Origin of the sequence: Photobacterium sp. WH77 (assembly GCF_022014395.1) — a bacterium.
GTDB classification, from domain to species: Bacteria; Pseudomonadota; Gammaproteobacteria; order Enterobacterales; family Vibrionaceae; genus Photobacterium; species Photobacterium arenosum.
The window spans coordinates 18,439-37,025 of sequence record NZ_JAKLTE010000003.1 but is presented as its reverse complement, the minus strand read 5'-3'; the positions used below and the strand labels follow the sequence as shown (position 1 = coordinate 37,025).

Sequence of the window (18,587 nt, the reverse complement as noted above, 5' to 3'; positions counted from 1 at the left end):
ATAGAGAGTTTTCGATTTTTTCATAACGAACATGTATAATTTATTTCAAACTTGTGTTGATTAGATGGAGTTTTGTTTGATTAAATTTTTCAGGAATGTTTTCAATTTAAGAAAGTCATCTATTTACTCTGAAATGGATAAAAAAAGAAAGAAGATAGAATATAATGAGGTGAGTGTAAGTGAGCGTTTTAACAATGAAATATTATTTCTTGAGGAGTTATTTCTAATAGAATTTGGGTGTTGTCATAAGATGAGTTACATTAGCAAGGGAGTAAAATGTAAGATTAATCCAATTCATGTTTCAGGCAGTATTATGTCTTTAGAGAGACCAATAATAAATTCAAAAAGTGAATATACAGATATTTATATAATGCTTTTCTTTTCAAATGCTTATAATATTGTAAGCGATGCTTATAAGATTAAAAATGTTAGAGTGTACTTAGTTAATGGAGAGTTCTTGTATCAATTCGCTTTAGATGATGATATTAAAATAAAATCAGGTGAGCTTGTCGAGTTGTTTTTAATATAAGTATCTGACGAAATTTCCGAGAAACTAAATGAGACATCTAAGTTAACAAAGTAACTATTCTTGGGGAGAGTGTTCATAGCTCTGTGCTGAATATGTCTTCGATATAAATGGCTGGGTGAATACAATGCGTTTTTGTTCTGCTGATAAAAGTTGAAAACTTGGCTCTTGACGCAGATAAAATAATGGTGGGTTGGATGCAAATGGGGAGATAGATTTCGCCATTTGCATCCTCATAGCTTGCACCAATTATATCAGGGTGCTGAGCGACAATGCCTGAAGACATATAAGAAACGACATTTAATTTTTGCCAGATGGCTAAGTCTTCGGCAACAACAATGGCTAGTTTAGTATCGAATTTCATTAATTTTTCAGCTCGCATTTAAAGGGTGAATGAATTTAAAGGTGTTTGAATAAATCAATGTAAATATGAGTGTAGGCAATTTTCATCGCTACATAAGCTAATAAGAGTGCCATGAAGAGTTGGAACTTTTTGAAAAACACAGATCTGTTCACTCGTTGACCTATTAGCCTGCCGGTGAGTGAATAACTTAAGGGCGCCCCGAAAGCGAACACAGATAATGCGATGGACAAAATCAACGCTTGTAATCCGACGATATTCAGTGCCGGAAACTGAATGGTCACAATGGGCAGACAGGCAATAAAACCTTTCGGGTTCAGTAACTGAAGCATCAGCCCATCCCGGAATGTCAGATCAGACAAGGCAACGGATGTATTATCCGGTTCTCGTCCTGATGTGAACAACTTCCAGGAGAGAAAAAGCATATAAGTACAGCCCAGAATACTGATATATGGAATGATGGTTTCATGCACAGCCGAGTGACTGAGAAAGCTCAACGAAAGGAAAAGAATTAACATGGCGAAACTCACGCCCATGAAAAAACCTGTATTCTTATTTGTTTTATTATTCAGTCCTGTATTAAAGCTGAGCAGATTTACAGGACCAGGTGAATACATTATTGAAAATGCATATAGCCAGATCTCAAGCATATTTTTATCCAGTTGAAAGTTGTTAGCGTGTTATTTGTAATTGATATTGTTTGGGTGTCATGCCGTAACTGCGTTTGAATCGGCGGTTTAAATGGCTGATATCAGAAAATCCGCAATCTGTTGCGACATCAATCACGGACTCGCCCGTCTCCAGTGCTTTTCGTGCATTGTTAATCCGGCAATTAATTACGTATTGATGGGGTGTAATCCCAAACTGGGAGCGAAACAGCCGTATAAAATGGTACTTCGACATAGTGGCCGCGCTGGCAATATCATCGATGGAAATGTTCTGGTTCAGATGCGCATGTATATACTCTTTCGCCCGCAGTAACAGTGTGTCGATACGATTCGTGGGTGGCTGTTCATTCAGCTGTCCGCCTCGGCGTACCAGCGAATGTGAAAGCTGAAACAGTCCCGATTCCAGTTCTATGTTTGTGGTGGCCGGATTTTCCATCAGCGCAGAGAGCTTCAGCGTCTGCTGACGCAAAATCATATCGTCAAGTAAGGTACCGCTGATTCTGGGAAGTTGCCCCTGACGTACACCTAAGGCTCTGAACTGGGGAATAAATACCTCTGGATGTATGTATTAACATCCGGTACTCAAGCTCCTGAGTATCGCCGGAACAGCCGTCATGGACATCTTCCGGGTTAAATATCAGCACCCCGCCAGGCGGACTGCGATGAAAAGCCCGTTGGCAAAAGAAATCCTGCCGTCCTTTGAGGGTCACACCAATGGCATATTCTTCGTGAGCGTGTTTGTCATAGGAAAAGTCACTCATTGTGGCATGAAGCAGGGTAACGCCAGCCAGATGAGGGCTGGTGATAAATTGAAAGCTATTGTCCGGCTTCATTCCTGTCCTCCTGAATCATGGCATAAAGGCAGGTTAAACAAAACGTGTACTAATTGCTTGGACAATATTGCTCATATCAACAGAAATCCATGAAAAAAGGCCGCATCGCGGCCTTGGGGGGTTACGGCAGTGGTCGGGTATAGCACTGCTTTTTCAGGGGAAAGGGTTAACCGAAGGATTTACTCAAGCCTTCCAGAAACGTCACTTTCTCGCGCATTTGGTTTGCGGCCTGTTCCATGCGCGACATCATCACAAGGTTTTCAGACGAAGAGGTGGAAATCTGATGGACGTTGTTACTGATCTCCTGGGCCACAGTGCCTTGTTCCTCCGCCGCTGCGGCAATTTGCGTTGAAATATCAGCAATTTCATCCACCATGGACACCACTTCCAGAATACTGGCTGCCGTATCATTGGTATGGGCGACACATTGCTGAGTTTTCTCAATACTCTCGGAAGAGGTTGCCTGCCACTGGTTCAGGGTAGCGTTGATGTTGACAATGCTGGTTTGAATATTTTCTGTCGCGCCGTGGGTACGCTGAGACAAAGCGCGCACTTCGTCTGCCACGACCGCAAACCCCCGCCCTTGTTCGCCAGCCCGTGCCGCTTCGATAGCAGCGTTCAGTGCCAGCAGGTTGGTTTGCTCTGCAATGCCCTGAATTTCCATCATCATGGTTTCAATCTGTTCCGACACCTTCACCAGTGACTGGGCCGTTTGCGCCGCATTTTCGGTGTCTTTGGCCAAATCATTGATATTGTTCTGCGTGAGTTGCAACACTTTGGTGGTGTTGGCGCATTTTTGCTGCGCGGTGAGCACTTTGTCTGTCGTCAGCTGAGTATTCTGCGCAATTTCTGTGGCAACAGCCGACATTTGGGTAATGGATGTGGCGATATGCTGGGTATCTTTGTCCTGATTGGAGATCGAGTCTCGGGTGGATAGAGTGACACTGGTGAGCTCATCTGTGACTTCGCGAATGGTCAGCGCCGCATCATCCACCCGGCCCAGCACGGTTTTCAGCCGGGCATCGTTTAATTTCAGATGGAAATCGGCAATGGATGTCGTGTCATCACCGCTGTAGACAATCCGGGTGAGGGCATCATAGTTATTCGACAACTGCTGAAAAAAACGGGGTACAGCAAATAGTTCACCCCGACAAAGGATCGCAATGAAGATCAATGGAACAGCAGCGGATAGGAATTCGAACTGAGGGATATAAAAGTGCGTAAATGCCACGCACAGCACGGTGAGCAGGGCAGACAACCCCAGCTTGGCCCAGCTGGACAGACGGAATCCATAAGGATTTTTGTCATTGTTCAGTTGCTGATAGACATTCGTAGCTGTGTTGACCATGTCCTGAGTAGGCTTGCGGCGTACGGACTGATAGCCAGAAACCCGATTGTTTTGGTATAGCGGGGTGACGTAAGCATCCACCCAGTAATGACTGCCGTCTTTGCAGCGGTTTTTAACAATGCCCCGCCAGGGTTTCTCTGCTTTCAGGTGGCTCCACAGGTCACCAAAGGCCGCCCTGGGCATGTCCGGATGGCGAATAATATTGTGGTGTTGCCCGACGAGCTCGTCAAAACTGTAGCCACTGACTTCTACAAATTCGTCATTGGCATAGGTAATGACACCTTGCAGATCTGTTGTTGTCACTAATTGAGCATTAGGATCAAGCACCACTTCCCGGTCATTAACCTGGCGATTTTTACGCATGAGTTGTCCCTCTTCGTAACGCAATAGATGGCAGCATTGTTGAACTGTTAGCAGTTCTTTTAATTATGTGACACGTCTGACTCAACTCTAGATGAGGGGTATTTAACCGCACAAGGCAAATACCGGGGATTTGAAATTCCTCAAAGAATGCAAATTTAGTGGCAGAAAAAGTAAGCAAAGCTGAAATCAGCGATTATTATTTATGCCCACAGCGTATATTTTACGCTTTATAAGTCAGATGGATTGGGTGACATAATTCCATATAAAGAGTGCGTCAATTCTGGGTGAACATTTAATGGATAGTCTGCCATCACGCGATAACAGCCTGTATTTGTCTGAATATTGTCTTAAGTGGCGAAGATGTGGTCGATCAGGCAAGAAAAAACCCTGCGAGCGAAAGCTGGCAGGGTTTGATATCAGCCGAATAAATGACTGATTAGAAGTTCGCGGAACGCGGTGTACGTGGGAATGGAATTACGTCACGAACGTTAGCCACACCGGTTACGTAAGAAACCAGACGCTCAAAGCCCAGGCCGAAACCGGCATGTGGTACAGTGCCGTAACGGCGCAGATCGCGGTACCAGTTCATATCTTCCGGATCGATGTTCATTGCACGCATGCGCTGATCGAGAATGTCCAGGCGCTCTTCACGCTGTGCACCACCGATGATTTCACCAATGCCAGGTGCCAGAACATCCATGGCTGCTACTGTTTTGCCATCATCGTTCATACGCATGTAGAAGGCTTTGATGTCTTTCGGGTAGTTCTTCACGATAACAGGCGCGTTAAAGTGCTCTTCCGCCAGATAACGCTCGTGCTCAGAAGACAGGTCGATACCCCACTCAACGTCGAACTCGAACTGACGGCCGGACGCTCTCAGGATCTCAATGGCATCTGTGTAGTCAACCTGAGCGAAATCAGAATCTACAAATTTCTCCAGACGGGTGATTGCTTCTTTGTTGATGCGCTGTGCGAAGAATTCCAGATCATCGCGGCGCTCAGCCAGCACGGCTTTGAACACATACTTCAGCATGTCTTCTGCCAGTTTAGCGACATCGTTCAGATCCGCGAATGCCACTTCTGGTTCAACCATCCAGAACTCAGCCAGGTGACGGCTGGTGTTGGAGTTTTCAGCACGGAAAGTCGGGCCGAAAGTGTACACTTTGCTCAGAGCACAGGCGTAGGCTTCAGCGTTCAGCTGGCCGGAAACCGTCAGGAAAGTCTCTTTGCCGAAGAAATCTTCGTTGAAATCGACATTGCCTTGTTCGGTACGTGGCAAGTTTTCCAGATCCAGCGTAGACACGCGGAACATCTCACCGGCACCTTCTGCGTCAGCGGCAGTGATCAGCGGTGCAGAGACCCAGAAGTAACCCTGCTCGTGATAGAAGCGGTGAATGGCCTGAGACAGACAGTTACGCACACGGGCAACCGCGCCAATCACATTGGTACGCGGACGCAGGTGGGCCACTTCACGCAGGTACTCAATCGAGTGGCGTGTTTTCGCCATTGGGTAGGTGTCAGGGTCATCAACCCAGCCAACCACTTTGACGTCAGTCGCTGCCAGTTCGAAGTCCTGACCCTGAGCCGGAGATTCAACCACTTTACCCGTTACTTCCACCGAACAGCCAGTTGTCAGCTTCAGGACTTCTTCCTGGTAATTATTCAGTGCATTCGGGACCACGGCCTGAATCGGGTCGAAACAAGAGCCGTCATAGATGGCAAGGAAAGAGATTCCGGCTTTGGAATCCCGACGTGAACGGATCCAACCGCGTACAGTGATTTCACTGTCTACCGCAATCTTACCGCTCAGTACGTCTGAAACAGGCGCGTAAGTCATGATGTCATTATTCTCCGTTTAGGCACGACTGAGTGCTGTGCTTAATTTACTGTCCAAAACAGCAATATTACCTGTCTTGACACAAGCATCAAGCCTTGATGCGTTACCTGATGGGAAATAATCACATTGTGTCGTGTTTTGTGTTGATTAAATAATCGCTGAGGCAACTCTGGCGGCCGGTTTAAGACCGCCAGAGTGATTTTTAACCTAAGGCGCGGGTGTCGCCGGCGGTGTTAAGTCGCATGTTTGTCCGTCCCTTAATATGGTGCCGGGGTACGGGCTGTCAGGAAGCGGGGCTTCTGTGGGGGTCTGCACCGTAAAGGCCGGCACATTCGCTGCCGGGATCAGCGCAACCAGATCGCTCCACATCTCGCCGTCGTCTGCACCCAGAGCCGGTGTCGCACTCTGCCAGCGGGTGAAATGATTGAAGCCTTTGACCGTGAATGCCAGACCATCGGTATCTGAGACTTTTATCCACTCTTTGAAGTTGCCGGTCGGGAATTTTTTCGCGCCATTGCTGAAGGTTTCATCAATCTGCGCCTGAGACATGGCATTTTCGTAATACAGAGTGCCATCCGCTTCGAGTTTCCAGCGGATCGGGATGTCAAAGCCACAGCCGTCGCTGTCTTTGTAGCGACCGGTATTAAAGCCGCTCTGGCTGTCTGCCTGCGCATTTAATACCAAATGACGGGAGGTATCGCTGAACGTCAGGGCTTTACCTGCCAGCATGTTCTGGGTGAAGCGGGGGGTTCTCCCTTCCCAGCTGACGGTACAGCTGGCTGCCTGGCTGGTGAAGGCAGCCTTGGTTTTTGCTGTTGCAGGCATCTGGCTGCCACTGTTCCAGCCAGAATCGTTGGCGGTGCAGGCAACCAGAGTGTCGGGGGTATATTGCTTGGTCATCAGGTTATCAATGACGCTGTTATTGGCCCCGCCTAAGTCACTCTGACTGTAATATTTGACGGCCAGAATCGGACGATCCTGGTATTTCTTGTGGGTGAGCGCCCATAACTGGTAATCGCTGAAGGTATCATTGCTGTTTTCAGTCAGGCGCAGGAAACCCTTGTCATTCAACAGCCAGCTGCGATTGCTGCTGCCCGGTTGCAAAACGGTGTTGAGGTAATACTCCCAGGTGTTGTCGCTTTTCAGGATCAGGGTTTCCAGCTCGCCCAGCGAGCTCGGGTCAGTGGAGATTTGTACCAGATGCTGATCAACCAGGCTGTTGACACTGTCTGTGACGAAACGCTCATCGCCGCCACATTCTGTCACAGAATTGAGGAACTGATCTTCAGTGGCAGGGGAGGTATTGCCAAAGCTGCAGTCGCCAAAAGCAGGCAGATTGTCACGGGAAGTCACCGCATAGATCTCGTCTTTGGCGGCGTTATTAAAGCCGGCAAAGTGGTAGTCGGTGTCTTTCAGAATGGCCTCGCCCTGATGGACCGCCCCTTGTTCGACGACCAGAAATAAGTAGGGCGTATCAAAGGGGTAATGGTTGGCAAGTTGTTTGACAACATCAGGTACGGCGAACTGGAACATCTCTTTGCCCAGGGTCGACACCGCACCCCAGATACCGGTTTCAACTACAATCCAGTCATCACCGCCGACATTGACCCAGTAGTTGGCCTGATGCGTGCCGTTAAGTACCAACTCCACCACGACGTTATCGGTCAGATGGTAACCGTTGACCTGCTCAATACTGCCAGCGCGTTCTACCGATACCATATCCTCAAGGGCTGTGTAGGGGACGGTCGGGTTGTCTCTGGGCGCCACAGTACACTCGTCGCCACCGACCTGTGTGTTACACAGCAGCATACGGGTAGCCACCGGATTCCAGGTGAAATAGTAGCCTTTGGCAGCCTCGCCAAAGGTGGTGTTGGCAGGTACGTAGCGGGTCATGAAGTGGTTTTCTTTGGTGGTGAGAAAATCATGCATTTTCAGGCCCGCCAGTGAATAGCTGTTGACCCGCATGGTGATGTTGCGGCCATCGGCTTCTTCGAGTCCGGCATCTGTCATGCTGGCGGTGCTGCTGGACGAAATCAGCACCTTGAAATACTCGTACAGATCCTTCCATCCGCTGGAGGTCAGGATCTGGCCTTTAATCGCGTCTTCTTTGCTGTCGAACTGAACCAACCCTTGTTCGCTGAGGTAGGTGAAATCTTCCGTCAATGTGATATCACTGTCGCCATTTTTGGTCCAGCGCCAGTCGATCTGACGGGTTTCATTGTCAGCGGTATCCGGGCTGCTGTAGTCCATCATATCGGCTTCTAGCGTGCTGCCGGTGTTTGAGCTGTGGCTGGCCAGTCGCCAGAAACCCGAGTTGAAGATGGTGGCTATCTCGTCTTTTTGTGCCGTCAGCTCAGTGTATTTGCGGGTCATGATGCCTTCAAGGATGTCGTTGACTATGCTGAGCGACATCAGATTGCTCAGGCTGACGCCATTGAGCCCCAGTTTGGGGATCAGGGTGACACTCAGTTCATCAGCCAGCTCATTAACGAAATCGCCGGCATCCCGGACATCGATATTACTGGGGTCACTGACAGTTTCACCAAATATGCCCCAATGGCCGTCTGTGGCGACGCGTTTTATCAACGCACGGTAGGCGAGTGTGGTTTTCAGGGACAGGGCGATCTCGGTGTCCGTTAACGGTGTCATGAAGAGATTGGTCGGTAAGTCGTCGCCGATGGCAAATTGCGGCACGCCATTGAGATCCAGCACCAGCACGCCATGCAGCAGCAGTGGCACCTGAGCTTCAATACTGTAGTTACCGTCTGTCATCGCAAAACTGGTGATGTCACCCTGACCCATCACTTTGCCCTGCTGATTGATAAACAGTACAGCAAAGTTGTCCTGATACAGATCCGGTGTGGCCGCATAAGCCTGGCTGACAGGACTCCAGCTCAGTCTTTGCTGTGCTGTCATCAACCCGGCAGGCAAGTCGACAGTGACGGTAAATTTGGTTTTGACGGGTGGCAGCTCAGCAGGTTGAATGCCTGCATCATCTCCGCCGCCACCGCACGCAGAAAGCAGTCCAGCCAGAAACAGGCTCAGACCAAGTCTCAGATAGGTGCGCATAACATTTCCCCTGAATACTCAATGCAGCACGTGTTATACCAATCTCATGGCCGATCATAGGCGGCTGGATTGGTTTCGGTGTTTGGGCTGAGTATAGGTAAACGGTGGGCAGGGGAATGTAAAACCCTATGGGTCGTCTCATCTGTTGAGACAGCATCTAAGAATTGAGACGACCGAAAACAGGTGGGGCTGAGGTGTCAGCTTAATCAGGCAATCGACAGGTATTTATGTGTCTGGATAGACAGACGCCAGTTCCGGGCAATACAGGTTTGAATGCAAAGTTCGGTAGCTCTGGTTTTCTGGCTGATAGGCTGCAGGGCGATGGTAACCTTGTCCTGCAGCGGCACGCCGGCTAACAGCGCATCTAACTGGTCGATATCCTTTTGCGTCCCGACAGGGTGCTTGATTTCATTAGCGCGTGACAGTGCGCCGGGCAGAACCGGCAGCTTGCCTTTCATGTTAATTTTCGGCGAGACAGTCACCCAGGTCTTGTCTGTGGCCAGCACCTCGTAAGTGCCACTGGTTTCAATCTGGCAGCCAAAGCCGTTGGCTTCCAGCTGTTCAGTCAGCGGGCGTAAGTCATACAGACAAGGTTCGCCACCGGTAATTACGACATGACGAGCTGTGTATCCCTGCTCAATCAGTAGGTTGACAATGCCGCCGGCATCCAGAGACGTCCAGCTTGGCGAGTCGCCCTGCTTGGTAAGCATAGCGCTGACGTTAACTTCGTCCTGAGGCTCGGCACTCCAGGTTTGTTTTGTGTCGCACCAGGCACAGCCGACAGGGCAGACTTGCAGACGGACAAAAATAGCCGGCACGCCTGTGAAAACACCTTCACCCTGGATGGTTTCAAAGATTTCATTGATTTTGTACACGGCTGACCTCAAAACAATCAATCAAGTTAACGTGAAAAAGGGTGTTTTGGTACCCTGAACCTCAAAGGGCGCGTATTATGTCAGAACCCTGCGTCATTGTCTCTAGAGCCACATATCTTTCAATCATGCTGCTTGTTTGTCCGGCCCGGTAATGCGAAGACCAAAAGGGACAGGCTGGTCGTGACTGGGTTCACGTCCTTGGCACAAGGGGCTTCACAATTACTTCGCAAAGTAAAAAAATTCAATTTCTTGCGTATTCGTTAACCTTTGAGGATCCAGAGCATGTATGTCGCTCAACCCGGTCATATCGATCATATCAAAAGAAACAATGCCGGAAGCGTCTACAAACTTATCGATCAGTATGGGCCTATTTCCCGTATCGAGCTGTCGAAAAAGAGCCAGTTAGCGCCAGCCAGTATTACCAAAATCACCCGTGAGCTGTTTGACGGGCATCTGATCAAAGAAGCTGAAATTCAGGAATCAGGCAATCGCGGCCGTCCGGCCATTGGCTTAGTACCCGATAATGATGGCTGGCAATTTTTAGGTATTCGTCTTGGCCGGGGTTACCTGACCATTGCCTTGCATGAGCAGGGTGGCGACATACTGTTCGAGGAGCGTCAGGATATCGAAGAACTGGCGCAAAATGATGTGTTGCAAAAGCTGCTCGGTGAAATTGAAAGCTTTTTTGCCCGCCACGCCAAGCAGCTGGATCGCATTACCGCCATTGCCGTTTCCTTACCGGGCTTGGTGAATTCCGATAAAGGCATGGTGCTGCAAATGCCACACTATGAAGTGAAAGATTTACCTTTAGGGCCGGCAATTCATGAAGCAACGGGCCTGCCGGTTTTTATCGGCAACGATACCCGTTCCTGGGCGTTGGCCGAGCAATTGTTCGGCAATGCCAAAGATGTGGCGAATTCTATTCTGATCTCCATTCATCATGGGGTGGGTGCAGGCATCATTCTGGATAACAAAGTGTTACAGGGCCGGATTGGCAACATCGGCGAGCTGGGCCATATTCAGATCCAACCTGATGGTCTTCCCTGTTATTGCGGCAATAAAGGATGCCTGGAAACGGTAGCCAGTTTACAGGCCGTCAGGCAGCAGGTGAAATCCCGCCTGGCCTTGGGGGAAGGGTCATCATTGTACGGCAAAGAACTGACTATCGAAACCATTTGCGAGGCTGCCGTGCAGGGCGATCCGCTGGCATATCAGGTGATCACTGAGCTGGGCTTCCACTTAGGCCGGGCCATTGCCATTATGGTTAATCTGTTCAACCCTGAGAAGGTGCTGATCGGCGGCGAATTCAATCAGGCCAAATCGGTGTTGTATCCCGCCATTATTGAGTGTGTAAAGAGCCAGTCTTTGCCTGTGTACAATCAGGATCTGCGTATTGAAGAAACCAGTTTTTATACCCAGGCGACCATGCCTGCCGCCGCGCTGGTGAAGCAGGCCATGTATGATGGCCATCTGCTGGTGAAGCTGACTGAAGAAGGCTAGCCGCTTTCAGATGCAACTTTGGTAAAACGCAGCAAACTACCCGTTCGCTGCGTTTTTTATGCCTATTACCCGTTATCAGCCAGACTTAAAGTAAGCGTCCGGCAATCAGGAGAACCTTCATGAAAACAAGCAAAATCACTGTGTTTTATGACGGAGCCTGCCCGACCTGTGTCCGCGACCGGAAATGGTATGAATCCTGGCTGGGTCAGCATCCGCATCTGGTGGAATGGTACGACATTACCGGTAAAGATGAAGAGTTGGCCGCGATGGGCATTGTGCCCGACGAAGCGCTGAGAGAGCTGCACGTTCAGGACAACAACGGGGCGGTTCACAAGGAAATGGATGCCTATATACTGCTGCTTAAACAAATCTGGTGGATGCGGCCTGTGGCCTGGCTGATGGGGCTTTCCGGCATCCGGCAGGTGTTATCTGCCGTTTATCGCCGTATGGTTGATCAGCGGTTAGCCCGCGAGGGGCGAGGTTAAACGGCGGCGCTATATATCGTCGTGCCTGAGCTCTTCATCTATCACATTGTGCAGGAAAGACAGCGCTGCACGATGGTCGTTTCGGCTCATAAACCATTGTTTTTGATTAGTTTCTAATGGCAAGATTTCAAGCCATCGCTGGCAGACCCAGGCCATGTCAGTAAAGTCGGGATCCGGGTAATTCGCGGCGTAATCGGGATATTCATCAAACAAGGCTTCCAGGCTATTGGCAATGGGTTTGTCGATGAAGCGGGTGGAACTGGGTGTCCAGTTTTTTATCGCACTGACCTCGCCAAATCTCAGGCCGTCTTTTTCCTGCCAGTGATTGTTGATAACGAATTTTTCTATACCCCGTATAGTGATGCCCAGTAATCCGTCAGGTAATTGTTCAAAATCTGTGATTTCGACCCGGGTGCCGAAATGACACAGAGAATCACCATCTTTCATGCACAAGCCAAAACCATCGCCTGATGACATCGCCAATGTCACTAAGCGGGTATAGCGGGGCTCAAAAATTCTCAGTTTACTAACGCCTCCCGGCAACACATAGAGTCTGAGCGGGAAAAGGGGTAACTGCATCATACTTGGCCTTCTGACAGCATGTTTGTAAAAGGCCGCTAAATGGTGCGGTGTATATGACGGCCTTACAATGACTCTTACATAGAGTATATCTGGTCAAACATGAGGATCTGTCTGTTTTTCGATATTAGTGCAATGATTGTAAAATGGCGAAAATCAGTTTATTAAGCTGCTGATTATTAATGATAAATGGCGGCATGATGTAGATAAGTTTACCGAATGGACGAACCCAGACACCATTGTCTACAAAACTTTGCTGTATCGTGACCATGTCCACAGGTTCATACAACTCCACCACACCAATTGCACCGAGCCAGCGAATGGCTTTCACTTTGTCAGACTGAGCGACCACGGGCAGTAATTCGGCCAGTTGCGCTTCAATCTGGCTGACCTGCTGCTGCCATTCACCCGTTTCCAGCAAAGACAGACTGGCATTGGCCACGGCGCAGGCCAGCGGATTGCCCATGAAAGTCGGGCCGTGCATAAAGCAGCCTGCAGCACCGCTGCACACTGTGTCGGCAAGGTGCTTGGTGGTCAGGGTTGCAGCCAGGGTCATATAGCCACCGGTCAGTGCTTTACCGACACACATGATATCCGGGCTGATGCCGGCATGTTCACAGGCGAAGAGTTTGCCTGTCCGGCCAAACCCGGTCGCAATCTCATCGACAATCAGCAGCACACCATAGACATCGCACAATTCTCGCACACGACGAAGAAAGGTAGGGTGGTAGATACGCATTCCTCCTGCGCCCTGAACGACAGGTTCCAGGATGACAGCGGCAATGTCCTGATGATGATCATCGAGTTTGGCAGCGAAGTCTGCAATATCACTCTCATCCCACTCGTCATGAAATCCGAGCGTGGGCGAATCTGCAAAAAGATGCTCTGGCAGAAATCCTTTATACAGGCTGTGCATCGAGTTATCGGGATCAGTGACCGACATAGCGGCAAAGGTATCACCGTGATAACCATGCCGCAGTGTCAGGAATTTCGCCCGTGGTTCACCTTTTGCGTGCCAGTACTGAAGCGCCATCTTCAAAGCCACTTCCACCGACACTGAACCGGAATCTGCCAGGAATACCTGCTGCAGAGGCTCAGGCGTCATGGCAATCAGTTTGCGGCACAATTCAACCGCAGGCTGGTGGGTAAGGCCGCCGAACATGACATGCGACATCCTGCCCAGCTGATCGTGTGCGGCCTGATTCAGTACCGGGTGATTGTAACCGTGAATCGCCGACCACCAGGAAGACATACCATCAATCAGTTCCCGGCCATCTTCCAGATACAGGGTCACGCCATCAGCATGAGTCACTGGGTAGCAGGGTAGCGGGTTAATGGTGGAGGTGTACGGGTGCCAGACATGCTGACGATCGTAGTCCAAATCCACCTGTGAAGCCGTGAAGTGGTTGGAGGAGTTCTTTTTGCTGGTGATGTTTTGCACAGATGTAAACCCTGTATTTTCTTTGTGGTTGACAGTGTACTTACTGAAAGTAGACTTGCAAGTATTCAAACCCGTGGAATTGTTACGGTTATCGTGATCAATCTGCGGGTAATAAGAACAAATAAAGAGGTTTACACGTGGAAGTGAGACACGATTGGAGCGTTGCAGAAGTTCAGGCGCTGTTTGAAAAACCCTTCATGGATCTGGTGTTTGAAGCGCAGCAAGTTCACCGTCAGTATCATGAACCCAACAAGGTTCAGGTCAGCACCCTGCTGTCGATCAAAACCGGCGCCTGCCCGGAAGACTGCAAATACTGCCCGCAGAGTGCCCACTACCGCACCGACGTTGACCGTGAACGCCTGATGGAAGTTGAGCGGGTGCTGGATGCGGCAGAAAAAGCCAAAAGCTCGGGTGCGACACGTTTCTGTATGGGCGCAGCCTGGAAAAACCCCAAAGAGCGCGACATGCCGTACCTGCTGGAAATGGTACGCGGTGTGAAGTCTATGGGGCTGGAAACCTGTATGACGCTGGGCATGATTACCGGCGATCAGGCCAGCACGCTGGCCGATGCCGGTTTGGATTACTATAACCACAATCTGGATACCTCGCCTGAGTATTACGGCAATATCATTACCACCCGTACTTATCAGGATCGTCTGGATACGCTGTCACATGTGCGTGATGCCGGTATGAAGATTTGCTCCGGCGGGATTATAGGAATGGGCGAAAGTGCGCGTGACAGGGCAGGCCTGCTGGTTGAGCTGGCGAACCTGCCGGTGCACCCGGAAAGCGTGCCTATCAATATGCTGGTGAAAGTTAAAGGGACGCCGCTTGATAGCGTGGATGATGTCGATCCGCTGGACTTTGTCCGCATCATCGCGGTTGCCCGCATTATGATGCCGGCTTCCGCTGTTCGCTTGTCGGCTGGCCGTGAGGGAATGAGTGAAGAAACGCAGACACTGTGCTTTATGGCGGGCGCTAACTCTGTGTTCTACGGATGCAAGCTGCTGACCACACCTAACCCGGAAGAAGACAAAGACATGCAGTTGTTTAACAAGCTGGGTATTAACCGCCAGGAAAAAGCCGCTAAGCCGGATGAGTATCAGGAACATGAACTGCTTGGTCAGGTAGCACAGCGTGTGGCTGCCCGCCCGGCAGCAGATGACTTGTTCTACGATGCCTCTCTTTAATTCCCGGATATCACAGTCCCTGAGTCAGCGACAGACTCAGGGACTGTATCGTCAGAGAAAGCCACTCAGCAGACAGCCATCCTGCGTGCAGTTTGCCGGTAAACAACAAGCGCATATTAACTTTTCCAGCAACGATTATCTGGGACTGGCTCAGTGCCCGGAATTGATCGCGGCCTGGCAGCAGGGGTTGTCTGTTTATGGCGCAGGCAGTGGCGGTTCACCTTTGGTGACCGGGCATCAGGTACCGCATGCAGAGCTTGAGCAGCGGCTGGCGGATTGGCTGGGGTACGACAGAGCCTTGTTATTCAGTACCGGATTCAGTGCCAATCAGGCGGTGCTGTTTGCCTTACTCGGCAAATCAGACCGGCTGATCCAGGACAAGCTGAATCATGCCTCTTTGATGGAAGCGGGCCTTTTATCACCGGCGCTCATGCGCCGCTTTGCTCACAACGATCTCAATGCCTTGGATGCATTATTAAAAGCCGGGTCAGGCGATTGTGCCGCTACTCTGGTGGTAACGGAAGGCGTGTTCAGCATGGATGGTGATCAGGCGCCGCTGGCGGCGATCTCAGCCCTGTGCAGTGCTTCACAAAGCTGGCTGATGGTTGATGATGCCCATGGTTGCGGGGTGCTGGGGGAAGGCGGTCGGGGCAGTGCGGCGCTGGCAGGCATTAAACCTGAGATCAGCATTGTCACATTTGGCAAAGCCTTCGGCATGCAGGGCGCGGCGGTGTTGTGCAGCGATGAGGTCGCAGAATATCTGATTCAGTTTGCGCGGCATTATATCTACTCGACGGCGATGCCGCCGGCACAGGCACATGCACTGTGTACCGCTTGCGATCTGGTCCAGAGTGGAGACTGGCGCAGGGAGAAGCTGGCAGCATTAGGACATATTCTGGCAGACGAACTATTGCCGGAAGTGGGTCTGGTTGCGACAGAAACGCCGATCAAACCTGTATTGCTGGGCAGCAGTGAACTGGCAATAAACCTGTCTGCAGCTCTGGCTGAAAAAGGCATTTGGGTGTCGGCTATCCGACCGCCCACAGTGCCGGTCAATCAGGCCAGATTACGTATTACCCTGTCTGCCAGCCATACAGAGAAACAAGTCAAAGCGTTGGCAACATCGTTGAATGCGTCTTTTGAAGAGGTACAGGATGCAGGAAATCAGTCCGACAGTGGCGGTTAGGCCACGGAATCAGAACTTGTCTGGTTCAGACAAGCAGGCGATTGCCGCCAGTTTTGGTAAAGCTGCAAAACAATATGATCAATCGGCGGCTTTTCAGCGACAGGTGGGGCACCAATTGCTGGATACATTACCCAGCCTGCCGGAAGGCAGCCACTGGCTGGATACCGGATGCGGAACCGGGTATTTCACCCGCCAGCTGCAGGCCATGCACTACCAGACCACAGCCATTGATTTGTCAGAACAAATGCTGGCGCAGGCCAAAGCTCGCTGTGATGGCGCGGGCGTGTTTTGTGTCGCTGATGCCGAATCGCTGCCATTTCCGGACAACCACTTTGATGCGGCCTTTTCCAGTCTTGCTCTGCAATGGTGCTCAGATCTTGCCGTTCCGCTGCGGGAGTTGCAGCGGGTTGTCAAACCGGGCGGGGTGATTGGAATCACCACGCTGGCAGAGGGCACATTGTTTGAGCTTGAACGCGCGTGGCAATCGGTTGATACGCAGCGGCATGTCAATCAGTTTGACTCTGTCACTCAGCTTTCACAGGCCGTGGCAGAGGCGGGGCTGAATGCGGCAGAGTTATCGGTCAAGCCAGTGGTTATGCATTATGAGCGTGCACTGGATTTAATGAAGGATCTTAAGGGAATAGGTGCCACTCACCTGTCGGAGCAGCGTCGGCAAGGGATGTTCGGCCGGACGGCGCTGAACCGGATCGAAAATGCCTATGCGTGTTTTCGCGACAGTACGGGTCAATTACCCGCAACGTATCAAGTTTGTTTTGGAGTGTTCACGAATGTCTAACGCATTTTTTGTTACAGGAACGGATACCGATGCAGGAAAAACGGTAGTTACCCGTACTTTAATTGAATCCTGTGTTCGCTCTGGGCAAAGAACAGCAGGGTTTAAACCGATTGCATCAGGCAGTACGCTGACCGCTTATGGTATGCGCAATTCTGATGCACTGTTTTTACAAGCCGCTTCCCAGCCAGAATTGCAGTATGAAGAAGTTAACCCTTATACGTTTGAGCCGCCCATCGCGCCTCATATTGCAGCAAAGCAGGCAGGTATTAGCATAGATCCTGCCAGATTGTCTGAAGGTTTATCAAAGCTGAAGCAAAAAAGTGATGTGGTGTTTGTTGAAGGTGCCGGCGGGTGGCGTGTTCCTCTTTCCGACACAATGAAACTGTCTGACTGGGTAAAGCAGGAAGAAATGGCAGTCATATTAGTGGTGGGGGTGAAACTGGGTTGCCTGAATCATGCGATGCTGACCGCAGAAGCGATTCAAAATGATGGCCTGACGCTGGCCGGTTGGGTGGCAAACCTTGTTGATCCGGATACCCATTGTTATGAGGATAACCTGAAGTATCTTGAATCTTACCTGCCCGCTCCAAAGTTAGGTGAAATCCCCTATTTGCCCGGTATTGCCAAGCGGGACTTAACGGCCTACCTGAATATGGATCTTTTGGTTTAAACCGTTTTTTTCCTTTTTATCGCACGATACATAACACGACAACGCCGCCAGTAAGGCGGCGCTGTTGCATTTCATGCTGTTAATAGCGTTGTTTTTTGTTGACCAGGCCCGGCAAACAATACCAGATAGCCGCAGCCAGGATTAAACTGTAACCCAGCAGCTCGACCCCTTCTTCAGCCAGGTTTTTTACTTCTCGCATATAGTTATCCTGCATCGCGGTTTGCCAGATCTCTCCCATGCCAAACAGGCGTGAGAACACCAGCAGGGTAGCCAGACCGCCCAGCATCAGACCGAAACTGGCGTGTTTGCTGTATCGACTGAGTGGCTGTTGTGTTGTCGGCAGATGTTTACGGGCATATGCCATCCCCAGCACCGCAACCACGGCAGCCGGGAATTTCCAGAAACCGTGCCGGATAAGGTCCAGCAGCCCATCCAGCTCCCGGATAAGCAGCACCATAAAAAACGTGGAAACCAGAACAGCAAAGCCTTTTTGTGCTGGCTGCTTCATGGCCAGGCCAAAAAAGAGTGCGCTGGTCAAAAACAGATAAAGTTCCTGAGTATATTCCACGAGAGAGTTTTCGCCGAGATTGCCACTCAGTTGCAGCACTTCGATTTTTATGATGAGTGCTGCAATTGCCGCGATAACGGCAACAGCCATAAACATAGCAACGGGAAGGAGCAGAGTGCGCACGTCTTCGCGCGAAGTGGCGCTATCCATAGTGTGTGAATAGAGCTTTTTCATAATTTACCTGTACAGTGTTCAGAATGATTTTTGGGACTAGTATCACATAAACATTCTGAATGAGAACTTGCGTAAGGACATTATGACGCAAAAATGACAAAGCCTCCGAAAAGGAGGC

The 18,587-nt window shown here is 50.2% G+C and carries 18 protein-coding genes; 7 read left to right on the top strand and 11 right to left on the bottom strand.

The genetic code is table 11. The annotated features are described in order from the left end of the window. The first annotated feature begins 76 nt into the window (after positions 1–76). Positions 77–529: a hypothetical protein gene (locus tag L6J37_RS04000; protein ID WP_237794200.1), complete on the top strand. Its 453-nt coding sequence runs from the start codon at positions 77–79 to the stop codon at positions 527–529. 73 nt (positions 530–602) lie between these two features. Here L6J37_RS04000 and L6J37_RS03995 read toward each other — a convergent pair whose 3' ends face one another. The 8 genes from L6J37_RS03995 to queE form a co-directional block, all read right to left on the bottom strand. Next, the gene (locus tag L6J37_RS03995) at positions 603–890 is read right to left on the bottom strand and encodes a DUF2000 family protein (RefSeq protein WP_237794199.1); all 288 of its coding nucleotides are present in this window, start codon (positions 888–890) and stop codon (positions 603–605) included. Positions 891–925: 35 nt separating this feature from the next. Then, positions 926–1,537, bottom strand: a complete 612-nt coding sequence (locus tag L6J37_RS03990) for a LysE family translocator (RefSeq protein ID WP_237794198.1) — start codon at positions 1,535–1,537, stop codon at positions 926–928. 22 nt (positions 1,538–1,559) lie between these two features. After that, on the bottom strand, positions 1,560–2,024 hold the full coding sequence (locus L6J37_RS21405; RefSeq protein WP_330872745.1) for an AraC family transcriptional regulator: 465 nt from the start codon (positions 2,022–2,024) through the stop codon (positions 1,560–1,562). 10 nt (positions 2,025–2,034) lie between these two features. Continuing rightward, the gene (locus L6J37_RS21400) at positions 2,035–2,388 is read right to left on the bottom strand and encodes an AraC family ligand binding domain-containing protein (RefSeq protein ID WP_330872746.1); all 354 of its coding nucleotides are present in this window, start codon (positions 2,386–2,388) and stop codon (positions 2,035–2,037) included. A gap of 166 nt (positions 2,389–2,554) precedes the next feature. Then, on the bottom strand, positions 2,555–4,099 hold the full coding sequence (locus tag L6J37_RS03980; RefSeq protein ID WP_237794197.1) for a methyl-accepting chemotaxis protein: 1,545 nt from the start codon (positions 4,097–4,099) through the stop codon (positions 2,555–2,557). Positions 4,100–4,535: 436 nt separating this feature from the next. After that, positions 4,536–5,936, bottom strand: a complete 1,401-nt coding sequence (gene asnS / locus L6J37_RS03975; protein ID WP_192014975.1) for an asparagine--tRNA ligase — start codon at positions 5,934–5,936, stop codon at positions 4,536–4,538. 207 nt (positions 5,937–6,143) lie between these two features. Next, positions 6,144–9,005: a hypothetical protein gene (locus L6J37_RS03970; RefSeq protein WP_237794196.1), complete on the bottom strand. Its 2,862-nt coding sequence runs from the start codon at positions 9,003–9,005 to the stop codon at positions 6,144–6,146. Positions 9,006–9,211: 206 nt separating this feature from the next. After that, entirely contained in the window at positions 9,212–9,880 is a 669-nt protein-coding gene (gene queE / locus L6J37_RS03965) for a 7-carboxy-7-deazaguanine synthase QueE (RefSeq protein WP_218383922.1), read from the bottom strand. Positions 9,881–10,162: 282 nt separating this feature from the next. On the opposite strand from queE, the gene mlc reads away from it, so the two are divergent. After that, positions 10,163–11,380 (top strand): sugar metabolism global transcriptional regulator Mlc, encoded by a 1,218-nt coding sequence (mlc, locus tag L6J37_RS03960; RefSeq protein WP_237794195.1) that lies wholly within the window; start codon positions 10,163–10,165, stop codon positions 11,378–11,380. A 119-nt stretch (positions 11,381–11,499) separates the two neighbouring features. After that, entirely contained in the window at positions 11,500–11,865 is a 366-nt protein-coding gene (locus L6J37_RS03955; protein ID WP_237794194.1) for a thiol-disulfide oxidoreductase DCC family protein, read from the top strand. Between the two features lie 9 nt (positions 11,866–11,874). On the opposite strand, the gene L6J37_RS03950 is transcribed toward L6J37_RS03955, so the two are convergent. Together L6J37_RS03950 and bioA are read right to left on the bottom strand one after the other, a co-directional pair. After that, the gene (locus tag L6J37_RS03950; protein WP_192015062.1) at positions 11,875–12,444 is read right to left on the bottom strand and encodes an LON peptidase substrate-binding domain-containing protein; all 570 of its coding nucleotides are present in this window, start codon (positions 12,442–12,444) and stop codon (positions 11,875–11,877) included. Between the two features lie 127 nt (positions 12,445–12,571). Then, the gene (gene bioA / locus L6J37_RS03945) at positions 12,572–13,831 is read right to left on the bottom strand and encodes an adenosylmethionine--8-amino-7-oxononanoate transaminase (protein ID WP_237794396.1); all 1,260 of its coding nucleotides are present in this window, start codon (positions 13,829–13,831) and stop codon (positions 12,572–12,574) included. Positions 13,832–14,022: 191 nt separating this feature from the next. On the opposite strand from bioA, the gene bioB reads away from it, so the two are divergent. The 4 genes from bioB to bioD are packed head-to-tail and all read left to right on the top strand — an operon-like array spanning position 14,023 to position 17,727. Continuing rightward, complete coding sequence (gene bioB / locus L6J37_RS03940; protein ID WP_192014980.1) at positions 14,023–15,075, top strand: biotin synthase BioB; 1,053 nt, start codon at positions 14,023–14,025, stop codon at positions 15,073–15,075. Continuing rightward, on the top strand, positions 15,062–16,261 hold the full coding sequence (gene bioF, locus L6J37_RS03935) for an 8-amino-7-oxononanoate synthase (RefSeq protein ID WP_237794394.1): 1,200 nt from the start codon (positions 15,062–15,064) through the stop codon (positions 16,259–16,261). Before bioB ends, bioF begins: the two co-directional genes overlap by 14 nt. 16 nt (positions 16,262–16,277) lie before the next feature. Next, positions 16,278–17,057, top strand: a complete 780-nt coding sequence (bioC, locus tag L6J37_RS03930) for a malonyl-ACP O-methyltransferase BioC (protein ID WP_237794193.1) — start codon at positions 16,278–16,280, stop codon at positions 17,055–17,057. Beyond that, the gene (gene bioD / locus L6J37_RS03925) at positions 17,050–17,727 is read left to right on the top strand and encodes a dethiobiotin synthase (RefSeq protein WP_192014983.1); all 678 of its coding nucleotides are present in this window, start codon (positions 17,050–17,052) and stop codon (positions 17,725–17,727) included. The genes bioC and bioD overlap by 8 nt, the downstream gene beginning before the upstream one ends. Before the next feature lie 79 nt (positions 17,728–17,806). On the opposite strand, the gene L6J37_RS03920 is transcribed toward bioD, so the two are convergent. Continuing rightward, the gene (locus L6J37_RS03920; protein WP_192014984.1) at positions 17,807–18,469 is read right to left on the bottom strand and encodes a hypothetical protein; all 663 of its coding nucleotides are present in this window, start codon (positions 18,467–18,469) and stop codon (positions 17,807–17,809) included. Between the last annotated feature and the right edge of the window lie 118 nt (positions 18,470–18,587).